The organism is Magnetospirillum moscoviense (assembly GCF_001650635.1).
GTDB classification, from domain to species: domain Bacteria; phylum Pseudomonadota; class Alphaproteobacteria; order Rhodospirillales; family Magnetospirillaceae; genus Magnetospirillum; species Magnetospirillum moscoviense.
Window position 1 is genome coordinate 1 of record NZ_LWQU01000119.1, and the last position, 13,058, is coordinate 13,058.

The 13,058-nt window shown below is 66.0% G+C and carries 11 protein-coding genes; 6 read left to right on the top strand and 5 right to left on the bottom strand.

The features are described from left to right. The first annotated feature begins 237 nt into the window (after positions 1 to 237). From A6A05_RS05995 to A6A05_RS06005, 3 genes are all read left to right on the top strand, one after another. Positions 238 to 750 carry a hypothetical protein gene (locus tag A6A05_RS05995; protein WP_068498430.1) on the top strand — a complete coding sequence of 171 codons (513 nt, stop codon included), beginning with the start codon at positions 238 to 240 and terminating at the stop codon, positions 748 to 750. An 80-nt stretch (positions 751 to 830) separates the two neighbouring features. Then, positions 831 to 3,443 carry a bacteriohemerythrin gene (locus A6A05_RS06000; RefSeq protein WP_068498431.1) on the top strand — a complete coding sequence of 871 codons (2,613 nt, stop codon included), beginning with the start codon at positions 831 to 833 and terminating at the stop codon, positions 3,441 to 3,443. 84 nt (positions 3,444 to 3,527) lie between these two features. Next, positions 3,528 to 4,082: a hypothetical protein gene (locus tag A6A05_RS06005; protein ID WP_082910737.1), complete on the top strand. Its 555-nt coding sequence runs from the start codon at positions 3,528 to 3,530 to the stop codon at positions 4,080 to 4,082. A 39-nt stretch (positions 4,083 to 4,121) separates the two neighbouring features. On the opposite strand, the gene A6A05_RS06010 is transcribed toward A6A05_RS06005, so the two are convergent. Continuing rightward, positions 4,122 to 4,358, bottom strand: coding sequence for a hypothetical protein (locus tag A6A05_RS06010; RefSeq protein ID WP_068498434.1), 237 nt, complete (start codon positions 4,356 to 4,358; stop codon positions 4,122 to 4,124). Positions 4,359 to 4,469: 111 nt separating this feature from the next. Between A6A05_RS06010 and A6A05_RS06015 the strand changes: the two genes are divergently transcribed. Both A6A05_RS06015 and A6A05_RS21725 read left to right on the top strand, forming a co-directional pair. Continuing rightward, positions 4,470 to 4,970: a rubrerythrin family protein gene (locus A6A05_RS06015; protein WP_068498516.1), complete on the top strand. Its 501-nt coding sequence runs from the start codon at positions 4,470 to 4,472 to the stop codon at positions 4,968 to 4,970. Positions 4,971 to 5,182: 212 nt separating this feature from the next. Further along, positions 5,183 to 6,880, top strand: coding sequence for a sensor histidine kinase (locus tag A6A05_RS21725; protein ID WP_068498436.1), 1,698 nt, complete (start codon positions 5,183 to 5,185; stop codon positions 6,878 to 6,880). On the opposite strand, the gene A6A05_RS06025 is transcribed toward A6A05_RS21725, so the two are convergent. Further along, a complete protein-coding gene (locus A6A05_RS06025; protein ID WP_156520928.1) occupies positions 6,849 to 8,600 on the bottom strand; it encodes an ATP-binding protein in 1,752 nt (583 codons plus the stop codon). The genes A6A05_RS21725 and A6A05_RS06025 overlap by 32 nt on opposite strands. Before the next feature lie 172 nt (positions 8,601 to 8,772). Here A6A05_RS06025 and A6A05_RS06030 point away from each other — a divergent pair, with 172 nt between their 5' ends. Next, a complete protein-coding gene (locus A6A05_RS06030; RefSeq protein WP_068498518.1) occupies positions 8,773 to 10,467 on the top strand; it encodes a sensor histidine kinase in 1,695 nt (564 codons plus the stop codon). Positions 10,468 to 10,515: 48 nt separating this feature from the next. On the opposite strand, the gene A6A05_RS06035 is transcribed toward A6A05_RS06030, so the two are convergent. Genes A6A05_RS06035 through A6A05_RS06045 form a run of 3 tightly spaced genes read right to left on the bottom strand, consistent with a single transcriptional unit; the run spans position 10,516 to position 13,057 of the window. Further along, on the bottom strand, positions 10,516 to 11,244 hold the full coding sequence (locus tag A6A05_RS06035; RefSeq protein WP_068498440.1) for a capsid assembly protein: 729 nt from the start codon (positions 11,242 to 11,244) through the stop codon (positions 10,516 to 10,518). A 21-nt stretch (positions 11,245 to 11,265) separates the two neighbouring features. After that, on the bottom strand, positions 11,266 to 11,538 hold the full coding sequence (locus A6A05_RS06040) for a Bbp19 family protein (protein ID WP_068498442.1): 273 nt from the start codon (positions 11,536 to 11,538) through the stop codon (positions 11,266 to 11,268). Further along, positions 11,531 to 13,057, bottom strand: a complete 1,527-nt coding sequence (locus A6A05_RS06045) for a portal protein (RefSeq protein ID WP_068498444.1) — start codon at positions 13,055 to 13,057, stop codon at positions 11,531 to 11,533. The genes A6A05_RS06040 and A6A05_RS06045 overlap by 8 nt, the downstream gene beginning before the upstream one ends. Position 13,058: the final 1 nt, after the last annotated feature.

Below are 13,058 nucleotides of genomic sequence, written 5' to 3' on the forward strand. Positions count from 1 at the left end.
AGGGGGGCATGATGGATGAGTCATTCCATCTTGAATCACGCTCACGCCCGCCTGTCCAGGCTATGTTAACGCCTATGCCTCATCCCCCCAGCCCCCCCGCCGCCCCTGGTCGCCGCCCCCAATATCGGCTATTGGGCGCGAACCTGGGAGGACGCCACACCGCCGGCCGGCGCCACCCTGGGCATCGCCTTCAGCGGCTGGCCCGATCCCACCCGGGCGCTGGCCGATAGCGCCGCCGTGGTCGATGATCTGGTGGGAACGAAGTATCTCAGCCTGGGCGGCGGCAAAGACACCGGCCACATCACCGCAGCCTCGCTGCAAGCGACCAATGCGGCCATCGCTGCCGGCAGCTTTTCCGGCTACCAGGGCCTCGCCTATGACATCGAGGAAGGTGACGGCGGCCTGGCGGCCCTGTTCGCGCAATCCTTCGCCGCCGCCAAGGCTGCCGGCCTGAAGGTGCTGGTCACCGTCAGCCATTCGGCGCCCTATGGCATTCCCGATGCCGCCCAATTGATGGCCGGCTTCTTCCAGGACGGCAATATCGACTTCCTGTCGCCGCAGCTTTACACCAACGGCACCGAAGCCACCAACGATTGGGAGACCACTGCCGGCGTGACCTGGCAAAGCTATGCCACGGCCAAGGCGGCGGTGATCCCCAGCATCGTCACCGCCTCGCTTTATACCGACGCGCAGACGGCCTTGGCCCAGGCCGGAGTTACCACCCAGGGCTACGTCGTCTGGAACTGCTGAAACTCGCCTTGCACGTCCCAGTTTCCCCGCCTCGTTTCATGCGCTAGACTCGAGGTCGGGGAAGAAAGGGAGCCGCCGGCATGGCCAGCATCGTCACCATCGAGATCGAACCGGGAATCATCTGGCTGGCGGTCCCCGATGCCGATCTGCGCATCCTGTGCGGATGCCCGGCCGATTCGGTCAAGCACCTGATGCGGCGCGGCCTGATCCGGCCGATCAATGTCGGCGGCGTGATGTGCGAGACCGGCCCCAACGCCATCTTGCTGTCGGACGTCATGGTCCAGAACGGCGAGGTGTGCAACCTGGCCGAATTCCCCGTCCTGCAGATGTTCTATCGCCAGGGCCTGCTGCTGCCCGGCCACCCCAACAATTCGGGGGCCAAGCCGATCCTGATCGGCCGGCGCGAGCAGGTCGAAGCGCAGATGCAATACATCTATCGCGGCAATTACGGCCTGATTTCCGACCTGGAGCTGATGGAGGCCGGCGTGCCCGCCGACCAGGCCCGCGAGATGATGCGCCTGAAGCTGAAGTTCGCCTTCGGCCGCATCCAGCATCCGCGCGAATTGCTGAACGGCCTGATCCTCGGCGACCGCCCGATGGAGATCAAGAATGGCGTCACCATCCGCCGCGTCACCTTAAACGTCTTCGAGGTGAGCTATGGCGATGAGACCGCCACGATCGATCTGAACCTTGCTCCGCACCGCAGCCACGATTGCCCCTATCCGCTGGGCAGCTTCCAGTTCCGCCGCGACTATTTCGCCGTGGTCCATCTGGGTGAGGGCGATGGCTGGGACATCCGCCGCCCCAGCATGGGATCGGTGGTGGTGTTCCAGGGCCGGGTCTACCTGGTCGATGCCGGGCCGAACCTGGATCACAGCCTGACCGCCCTGGGCATCGGCATCAACGAGATCGAGGGTATCTTCCACACCCACGGCCATGACGACCATTTCGCCGGCCTGACCTCGCTGATGCAGGCCGATCACCGCATCAAGTATTTCGCCGTGCCGATGGTGCGCCATTCGGTGGCGAAGAAGCTGTCGGCGCTGCTGTCCATCGAGGAAAGCGAGTTCCACGAATATTTCGATGTCCACGATCTGGTGCTGGGGCAGTGGAACGACATCGACGGCATGGATGTCAAGCCGCTGTTCTCGCCGCATCCGGTCGAGAACACCATCTTCCAGTTTCGCGCCATGGGGGCCGGCGGCCTGAGGACCTATGCCCATTACGCCGACCTGGTCAGCCTGTCGGTGCTGAAGGGCTTCGTCACCGACGACGAAACCAAGCCCGGCCTGTCGCAGGCGGCCTTCGACCAGGTGGTCGCCAATTACCACGAACCGGCCGACATCAAGAAGGTCGATATCGGCGGCGGCCTGATCCACGGCGTCGCCACCGACTTCATCGCCGACACGTCGGGCAAGATCTTGCTGGCCCACACCGCCCAGGCCCTGACGCCGGAACAAAAGCGCATCGGCTCGGGCGCCAGTTTCGGCACCGTCGATGTGCTGATCTCGGCGCACCGCGACTTCCTGGGCCGCACCGCCTTCAAGCTGCTGACCGCCTATTTCCCGCAGGTCAACCCCGACCACATCGAGGCCATCCTGAACGGCCCGATGCGCATGTTCAATCCCGAGACCATCATCTACAAGAGCGCCCAGCCGCAGGATTGCATCTATCTGCTGCTGACCGGCCAGGTCGAGATGCTGGACGAGGACGGCGAGGCCCGCGCCGCCCTGTCGGCCGGCGCCCTTCTGGGCGAGATGACCGGCCTGCACGGCCTGCCGGCGGCCGAAACCTGCCGCGCCGTCAGCTTCGTCCAGGTCCTGGAAATCCCCTGCGACGTCTACACCACCTTCGTCCTGCGCCACCAATTGTTCAGCGGCATTTCCACCCTGATGGAGGGCCGCGAGTTCCTGTCGCGCACCTGGCTGCTGGGCGGCGTGGTCTCGACCGGCACCTTGAACGCCCTGACCAAATCGATGCGGCGCCGGGTCTACGAGGCCGGCAGCTTCATCGACCACAACGAGCGCGCGGTCGGCCTGATCCGCTCGGGCCGGGTCAGCCGCGTGCTGGGCGGCGAGGTGATCGAGACCCTGGGCGAGGGCGAGTTCTTCGGCGAGGAGGCCGCCGTGTTCGACGCCCCCGGCATCGCCCGCCTGCGCACCGAGGAACCGACCGAGATCCATTCGATCCCCGCCAACCTGTTGGGCGCCATCCCCAACGTCCGCTGGAAATTGTTCGAGACCTTCGAACGGCGCAACCGCCAGGAATCGTCGGTGTCGCAGGCCGGCCGCACCGTGCTGGCCTGGAACGACGAATACAGCATCAACATCCAGCAAATCGACGCCCAGCACCGCCGGCTGTTCGCCACCGCCAACCACCTGTTGGACGCGGTCGAAAGCGAACGCAGCCGGGAAGAGGTCGCCGCCGCGCTGGACTTCCTGATCACCTACACCAAGTATCACTTCGCCGAGGAAGAAGCCCTGATGCAGCGCTACGGCTATGGCGACACGCCGGAACACAAGCAGCGCCACGTCAAGCTGACGAAACAAGTCCTGGAACTGGAGGAGCGGATCGCGCGCGAGCCGGTCCAGGCCGTCGAAGTCCTGGAGTTCCTGCACGATTGGATCGTGACCCACATCCTGATCGAGGATCGTAAATATGCGGCGGCGTTGAACGCCGCTGGCGTCTATTGAGGTTCATTCATTGAATTGTGTGGTGTTTCCGAAATCCGCATGATGACGTGAGCTTTGGAATCACCACACCAGGCGGGGGCGGACGTGAGCGGTATTGACGTCTATGTGCTGAACGCCAACACGGCGTTCTCGATCGAAGTGTTCAAGATCATCGGCCCGCATGTGCCGCGTGGGAAATGGCCGATCAACGCGCTTCACGTCCCGTTCACGCCGTCGGCTGACGGGCTTTACCTGATCGGCAAGTTCAAGGACCTGCCAGCCCCCTATGCCGGCTATGCCGCCCAACTGGTGGCCCAGGCCGGCACCAAGCTGGTGCTGAAATCGCCGGCCGCCTGGCGAGCGGCCCGGATGGTCAAGGCCAAGCGCTGGCGCGACGCCTGCATGTTCGCCGCCGTGCCGGCGCTGTTCGCCATCCCGTTGTTCGGCGCGCTGTCCAAGGCGGCGTTGCTGCCGGCCGGCGCGCTGTTCGTCGCCAATCTGGTGGCGCTGATCCTGACCCAGTTGGCCCTGACCAAGGCCCGCACCGATCTGGTCAACACCCGCTTCGTCGCCGACATCCCGGTCCCGGGCCTGCGCCTGGGCGGCGTGATCAACAAGGAAGAGCCGGCGCCCACGCTGAACATGAACGACGAGGTGTAAGCCCCGTCTTTCGCCGCCCAAACCCGCCATGCGAAGGCATCACGGCCGCTCGCCCAGCCGGGCCTTGGCCGCTTCCCATTCCTTGTGCATGACCTTGGCGCCGCGGCTGTTGTGATCGCGCATATGCTCGCGGTAACGACGGTCGTAATAGCCGTTGACCCCGACCATGCGGGCGGCGCGGTCCCAGGCGATGCGCAGGCATTCAAGCTTGAGCCGGCAGGGTTCGCCGCAATGGTCGTGTCCTTCGGTCGGCGCACCGCAGATTTTACAGGTCATGGCTCTCGTCTCCGCATCGGGTCGGACAGCATAGCGCGTCGGCGATCCATGTTCACCAAGCGGGACGCCTGGGGTAGGATCGCCCGGCAATCCACCGACCAAGGCAATCCCATGACCACCAATGACAACCTGGCCCAGGCCTTCGCTGGCGAAAGCCAAGCCAACCGCAAGTATCTGGCCTTCGCCGAGGCCGCGGCCAAGGACGGCCTGCCCGAAATCGCCAAGCTGTTCCGCGCGGTAGCGGCGGCCGAGACCATCCACGCCCACGCCCATCTGCGCGCCATGGGCGGCATCAAGGCCACCGCCGAGAACCTGCGCGAGGCCATTTCCGGCGAAAAGCACGAGTTCGAGGAGATGTATCCGGGCTTCATCGCCACCGCCGAGGCCGAAGGCGCGCGCGCCGCCATGGTGTCCATGCGCAACGCCATGGAGGTCGAGATGATCCATCACGGTCTGTTCGAGGCGGCGCTGGCGGCGGTGGAAGCCGGCCGCGACCTGCCCGAGGCGGCCATCCATGTCTGCGGCATCTGCGGCCACACCGAGATCGGCGACGCCCCCGAAAAGTGCCCGGTCTGTGGCGCCAAGGCCGGCAAGTACGCCGAAATCGCCTGACCCGATCACGGCCAGCGGGGCATGGGCATGCCGGGGGGGGGGCACGCCGGGGGGACACCCCCGACAATTCCCGGCCCCGCTGGTTAAATCCCGTTCACTTACGCGGCCGATTCGCATAACATTCCCGATTATTCATATTCGGGGAGGTTGGCCTGACCGAGGTCAATGCGGAGCGGCTACGCCGTTCCATCGCGCTCTATTCGGCCGTGGTGATGACCGCCATCTGCCTGGTGGTCGCCGGTGCCAGCGTCGGACCTCTGGCCCTGACGCTTCGGGCTGGCAGCTACGCCTCGCTCAGCCACGTCGTCGAGCTGAAGGTGATGGCGGCCGAGGAATTCCTGTCGCGCGGGCGCATGCTGGCGCAGCAGGTCACCAGCCGCACCGTCATCCGCGACAAACTGGTCGACTTTCACGAGGGCCGCATGACCCGCGAGGCCCTGGCGGACTTCACCCGGGACAAGCTGCAAGATTCGCTGGGTCTGTCGACCGAGTTGCAAGGGATCGCCCGGCTGGACGCCCAAAACCAGTTGGTGGTAGCGGTCGGCAAGGCTTTCACCTGGCCGCGCGGCGCGGTTCCCGCCGCCGATAGCCGCGGGCCGACCTTGTCGCCTCCGGAGATGATCGACGGCGTGCCGCATCTGGTGGTGGGCGCCCCCTTGTTCAGCCGGGCCGGCGAGCGCATCGGCTCGGACCTGCTGCTGATCAACGCCCAGCGCCTGCTGAACATCCTGCGCGACGGCCAAAGCCTGGGCGATACCGGGGACATCGCCATCCTCGGCAGGCAGCAGCCGCCCCGCGTGCTGATCCCCTTCGGACAAAGCCCGATCCAGCCGGGCATGAGCCTGCCCGAGGACGATCCGGTCTCGCGCGCCGCCGCCACCGCCGTCACCGGCGCCTCGCCCGCCGTCGATTCCACCGGCGACCCGATCCTGGTGTCGGCCGCGCTCCCCAGCGCCGAGTGGGTGATGGTGATGCGCACCAGCGCCGCCCAGGCCACCGCCTCGGTCGATCGGCTGGTGCTGGTGGTGACGCTGTCGGCCCTGTTGCTGGCGCTGTTCGGAGTGGTCGGCCTGATGCTGGTGCTGCGGCCGCTGACCGGCAGCATGATCGTGCACACCAACGACATGCGCCAGCAGATCGAGGTGCTGGAGCGAACCAAGGCCGAATTGCAGGAGCGGACCCACCAACTGGCGCAATCCAACACCGACCTGGAACAGTTCGCCTATGTCGCCTCGCACGATCTGCAGACACCGTTGCGCAACATCGTCGGCTACACCCAGTTGCTGGAGCGGCGCTACAAGGGACAGATTGACAAGGACGCCGACGACTTCATCACCTTCATCGTCGATAATTCCAAGCAGATGTCGCGGCTGATCAACGATTTGCTGGAATATTCGCGCGTCACCAGCCAGGCCAAGCCGCTTCTGCCGGTGTCGGCCCGCGCTGCGGTGGACATGGCGCTCAGGCATCTTCGCACCGACATCGAAAAGACCGGCGCGACCATCCATGTCGGCGAATTGCCGCGGGTGATCGCCGACCAGACCCGGCTGGTCAGCCTGTTCCAGAACCTGCTCGGCAACGCCATCAAGTATCGCAGCGCCGACCGCCCGGTGAAGATCGACGTGACCGCCGCGCCCATCAGCCCAACCCACTGGTGCTTCTCGGTCGCCGACAACGGCATCGGCATCCCGCCCCAGTACCATGACAAGATCTTCGAGATCTTCCAGCGTCTCGACCCGACCGCCAAGGCCGAAGGCACCGGCATCGGCCTGACCTTGTGCCGGCGCATCGTCACCCGCTTCGGCGGCAGCATCTGGGTCGATTCCCAACCCGGCGAGGGCTCGACCTTTCATTTCACCCTGCGCGATGCGGGATCGATCAGCGGGGATCGCCCACCTTCAGCAGAGTGAACCAGAAGGTGCTGCCCTGGCCGGGAATCGAGTCCACGCCGATCGTGCCGCCGAACCGGGTCACCAGGCGCTGGCACAGGGCCAGGCCGATGCCGGTGCCATCGACGTCGCCGGACGGCGACAGACGCTGGAACAGCTCGAAGATCTTGCCGAAATACTGGCTTTCGATCCCGATCCCGTTATCGGCGACCATGAATATCCAGTGAGAGGCCGAATGGTCGCCGACCGAAATACGCACCACCGGCGGGCGGCCAGCCGCGCGATACTTGATGGCGTTGCCGATCAGGTTCTGGAACAGGCTGACCAATTGTGGCTCGTCGGCCAGGACCTCGGGCAACGGCGCCAGCTCGACCTGGCCGCCGGCCTCGGCGATGACCAGTTGCAGGTCGGCCAGCGCCAGGGCGGCCGCCTGATGCGCCGATACCGGCACCAGCGGGCGGCCCTGGCTGGTGATGCGCGAATAGGACAGCAGGTCGTTGATCAGCCGCGACATATGCTTGGCGCCATCGACGATGAAATCGATGAACTGGTCGGCGTCCTGGTCCAGCCGGCCCTTGTAGCGCCGCTCCAGCAACTGGCTGTAGCTGGCGATATTGCGCAGCGGCGTCTGCAGATCGTGCGAGGCGACATAGGCGAAGCGTTCCAGTTCGGCGTTGGATTGGCGCAAGGCTTCTTCGCGCTCGCTCATGCGCCGACGCTGGTCCTCGCGAACCTCGATCATCGCGTTGAATTCGCGGGCGACCTCGACCAGTTCGCGCGGCCCCGCAAGGGTGGCCCGCAGCGCCACGTCGCCGTGCTTGATGCCGGCGGCGACCTGGGCCAGCTTGCGCATCGGCGAACTGATCCGATGCCCGATCCTGGCCGCCAGCGCCAGCACCAGCACCAACACCACGATGCCGATTCCTGCGTTGATCAGGCCACTGCGGATGGCGCCTTGGTACAGGGTGTGCTTGGGCATGCCGACGAAGACGTGCCAATCGGCCTCGGTCAAACTCTCGACGAAATAGACCCGCTCGATTCCATCGACGCCGGTCTCGGTGAATTCACGCTCGCCGGCCATCATGCGCCGCGAGGCCGACATATGGGCCAGGTTCTTGCCGACCCAATTCTCGGGATCGATGTTTCGCCAGATCAAAGTGCTCTGGTCATCGAGGATGCCGACGGTGACGTATTCCCCCAGGTCGGCCTGGGAGACGCTGGGCCGATAGGCCGCCAGGTCGATGGGAAAGCCCAGATAGCCGCTGATATCGCCCCGCTCGCCCCGTATCGGCGAGATCAGCACCGACACCCAGCGGCCGGTGATCGGCCCCAGGAAGGGCCGGCCGACGACGAAATCCTGGCTGGCCTGGGCCCGCTGGAACCATGCGGCCTTGGCGACATTGACCGGCTTGCCGCCCGGCTGTGCCACCGCCGAGCAGACCGCGAGCCCGGTCGGATCGATCACCGTGGCATTGGCGAAGACCGGGAAGACGGCGTGGAAATCGTTCAGGAAATCGTCGCAATGCCCCAGGGCGGCGGTGCGGATCATCGGACGCAGCGCGATCCGCGCCAGGGCCTCGCGGTTGGTACGGATGATCCGATCGGTGTCGGACGCGGTGATCTTGGCCAGGTTGCGCGCCGTCGATTTCGCCAGGGCGACGCTGGTGGCCGCGCTGGAATAGATCGCGTAGGCCAGCAGCGCAAAAAGCGGGATGGTGGCTGCCGTCAACAATACGAGCAATTCAGCTCTGATGCTGCGAGTCTCGACCACCACTTCCTCCCAATGCCGGAAAAATATAAACCCTTCGGCTAGGCCTGCCTAGCCTAACCCCGGAAAAGGTCCGGACCGCGTCGGCACCCTGTTCTCCTCGATCCCGGCTTCGGGTATTGTGACATCGAAGATGCAGGGAACCATGCGGGGGGTGCTGTTGAACGCCTTGCGATTCGTGGCAACGAAATGGCCGATCGTCGCCCTCTTGGTGTTCGTCAACCTGTCGGTCCTGGCGTTGATCTGGGTGTCACTCGACAATAGCCGTCGCCAACACCAGGATCGGGCCGAGATCACCTCTCGCAACACCAACCGCCTGGTCGCGCAAAGCATCGCCGGCGACATCGACCGCATCGACCTGGCCCTGCTGACCACCATCGACGAGATCGGACGCTTGCGGCAGGCCTCGCCGAAGCTGGAGCCCGGCACCCTGACCCCGTTTCTGACCCGTCTGCAGGGACGCCTGCCCATGGCCGACAGCGTCCGGCTGGCCGGCCCCGACGGCGTGGTCATCGATGGTTCGGGCGGTGTGCCGGCCGGCATCAACATCGTGGATCGCGACTATTTCGCGAAGTTGCGCGACAAGGCCGCCACCGGGCTGGTGATTTCCCAGCCGATTCTGGGGCGGGTGAGCAACAAATGGGTGCTGATCTTCGCGCGGCGGGTCGACCTTGCCGATGGCGGCTTCGGTGGAATCGTCTTCGCACCGGTCACCATCGACTGGTTCGAGCAGAAGTTCAACGGCCTCGAGGTCGGCGTCGGCGGGACGGTGGTGATGCGCGGCGACGCCAGCCGCGACTTCGATCTGCTGGCGCGGGTCCCCCATGCCGGCTATGTCGGCCAGACCAAGGTGTCCGATACCTTCCGCGCCCGCATCACCGCCAAGCCCGAGGGCGACACCTACCAGGCGGCGGCCGGAGCCGACGGCATTCACCGGACCTTCTCGTACCGGCCGATCGCCAACTACCCGCTGATCACCCTTGTCGGCTTGGCGACCGAGGATTACGTCGGGGAGTGGCGCAAGGAAGCGGCCAAGCTGGCCGGCCTGGCCGGCGCCTTCCTGCTGGTCACCGTCTTTAGCGGCATCGGGCTACTTCGGACCTGGCGCACCCTTGAGCGGCGGACCGAGGAACTGGCCAGGTCCAACGCCGACCTGGAACAGTTCGCCTATGTCGCCAGCCACGATCTGCAATCACCGCTGCGCAACATCAGTGGCTATGCCCAATTGCTGGCCCGGCGCTACAAGGGCCGGCTGGACGAGGATGCCGACGAGTTCATCGATTATATCGTCGGCGGCGCCCAGCACATGTCGGCGATGATCCCCGACCTGTTGAATTACGCCCGAGCCTCGACCGCGCCGCAGGTCCTGTCCGAGGTCAAGCTGGACGATATCCTGCAATCGGTGCAGACCAACCTTGGCTCGACCATCGCCGCCGCCGGGGCCGAAATCACCGTCGGCCCGCTGCCGACCGTCAGGGCCGAGCCGCGCCAGGTCGAAAGCCTGTTCCAGAACCTGATCGAGAACGCCCTGACCTATCACCCCCCCGACCGGAAGGCGCGGATATCCATCACCGCCGAGCCCGGGTCGACCGGCATGTGGCGTTTCGCCGTGGCCGATAACGGCATCGGCATCGAGTCGCAATATTTCGACAAGATCTTCGGGGTGTTCCAGCGACTGGAGCCGAACCGCTTTCCCGGCGGCACCGGCATCGGGCTGGCCTTGTGCCGGCGCATCGTCACCCGTTTCGGCGGAACCATCTGGGTCGAATCCAAGCCCGATATCGGCACCACCTTCTTCTTCACCTTGCAAGACGCCAAGGTGGAAGAGCAAAAGGACTGAGCCCCCCCGGACGCCGGTTGGTCCGGTTGGTCCGGGGGGGCGGCAGCCCTATTCGCCGTACAGACGGCGAAAGCCCGCCGAGACCTTCTCGATGAAGGCCGGGTCCTTCTTCTTCCAATAGCGCGGGTCCTGCAGCATGCGCTTCAGCTCATCCTCGTCGGGCTGGTCATCGCGGCCGGCCGGCAGCGCCCCCAGGCCCGGCTCGCCCGAGGCCATCATGTGGCGCATGGCGATGATGCCGTCGGCCGAGCAGGACAGGGTCTGGTAGACCTCGGGCGGCAGGTTGGCCTGGCCCCAGGCCGCCAGCTGGCGGGCGGTTTCGGTCCATTTGGCGTCGCCGCCGAAATGCTCGCGCAGGCGGCTCAGATGGCTGCTGGCCTGGTGCTCGCCGGCCATGTGCTCGAAGGTCGGAATCACCCGCTCGTGCGCCAGATCATAGACCAGCTGCGCCTGGGCAGGGGTGAAGCCGGCCTGGTGCAGGCGACGATTGACCTCGGGGTCGCTTTCCAGCATCGGGTGCCGGCACTCGATGCAATAATCCTCGGGCTTGTCCGGCACGCCGGCGGCGCGATGGAACGCCCGGATCTCCTCCTCGCCGGCCTGCTCGCCGGGCACGCGGACCGTGCCGCCCAGACGGCGCTCCAGTTCCTGATAGGCTTTCAACAGGGCCTCGACCCGCACCGCGCCGGTTTCGGGGTCACGGAACTTGTCGGGAACCGATTGCGGACGGACGGTCGCCTCGCCCGGGCCGGGTTCCAGGGAATCTTCGTAATACATGACATGTCTCCTTTCGTGGTTTCACAGGCCGGGTTCGTGACGTCCGCGTTCAATCAGGTTCAGAATGTGCGCCACCAGCTGGCGCTGCCCCTCCAGGCAGCGCAATTGCGCTTCGCTGGCATCGGCGCCCAGGCAACGGTCCAGGGTCAGCGCCTTCAGATGATCCAGCGCCACCGCCCCGTCCGGGCCGGCGAAGGCCCGGGTGAAGGCGCGGGCGACGGCGTGGCGGTCCGCCTCGTCGGGCGGGGGCGGCGGCGGGGCGAACCAGCCCCAGCCGGGTTCGGACTTAGGCATGGCTCACCTCGTTGGCGGGAACCGCCATCTCGGGGGCAAGATCGGCGCGGGTGATCAACTCGGCCGGCACGTTGAAGGCTCGGCCCAGCCAACGGGCGGCGGCGGCGGCATCGACCGCCTGCATGCCCGCCGGCCCCAACTGGGCCAGCGAGCCCAGCCAGGTCAGCATGTTGCGGGCATCGCGTTGGGCCTGGCTTTGCGCCAAGGGCGAGCGGTACTGCAAATCGACGGTGTGGCCATCGATCAGCAGGGGCGGAATCTCGCCGCGCCGGCGCAGGATGTGGACGGCACGCATGATCAACGGCGTCAGCAGCTCGCTTTGCAGGCGGCCAAAGGTGGCGCCCAGCAGCCTGGCCATCTCGGCGGAACGCTCCATGACCTCGGTGGCGGTCATGCCGGGCGCGTTGGGCTGGCCCAGCTTATCGACCAGCAGGGCATGGCGGATGCGGCCCCGCATGTCATCGAGCACCAGTTGCGAGATGTCGAAACGGCCGGGCGCTTCCAGGGGCTGCAACCCGGCCGATCCCACCGCCTTGGGGATGATGGTGCCGGGCACCAGCTTGATGTTGGCCGGGTTCAGCACGCCGTCATCGTCGGCCTGCCAAATGCCGGTCACCGCGATGGTGGCGTTCTTCAGCACCAGCTCGACGACCTTGTTGGCGGTCTTGATGTCGGGCAGCGCCTTCATCACCGGCGAACGGCCATAGATTTCGCCGGGCGCCTTCAACCAGCGGAAATTGATGAAGGGGCTGTTGCCGAAGCGGCCCTGGGCCAGCAAAGGCTCGTCGGCGCCGTCTTGTTCCAGCACGGCGGCATAATCGTAGGTGCCGGCCGGATTGGGAATCACCGCCTCGACCACCGCGAACCTGGCCTCGGGGTCGTCCTTGGCCTGGCGGGTCAGGTTGTCCGGCACCGAATAGCCGGGAAAGCGCGCCCCGATCTGGGCCAGGGTCAGCTCGGAACGACGCCAGGTGGCATCCAGTCGTCCGGTGGGGCCTTCCTCCAGCACCGCCTGGGCCAGCGGCACGGCGGTAAAGCGAAAGGCCGACGGCTCACCCGGGGCCGCCTCCTCGAACAGCAAACAGGCGGTGCCGCCGGTGACGACGTCCAGATAGCATTGGTGCATCTCGACGGCGAAGTTCGAGCGGTCGAAATGGCCCTGCAGCGCGGAGCCGACACGGTCCAGCACCTGGGCCGCCTGTTCGGCTTCGGCGGCGTCGAGCGAGGCGCCGGCGGTCAGGCCGAACCATTGCGCCCACGGCGGCGTCAGTTCCGACAGCAAGCTGGCGGCCAACTGATCGACGGCGTCCGGGGCGGTGCCGTCGAACAACCGGTCGCCGCGCTTCTCGCCGGGATTGGTCGCCTGCATGGCGCCATCACGCAGCGGCAGCGCATAGTCATAGCATTCCTGCCAATGCGCCTCCCAGGTCGAGCGGCGTTCCTTGGCCTTGCGATACCGGGCCAGCAACGCGCGGGCGTCGTCGTCCGGATCGACCAACGGTACGATGGGTGCGGTCATG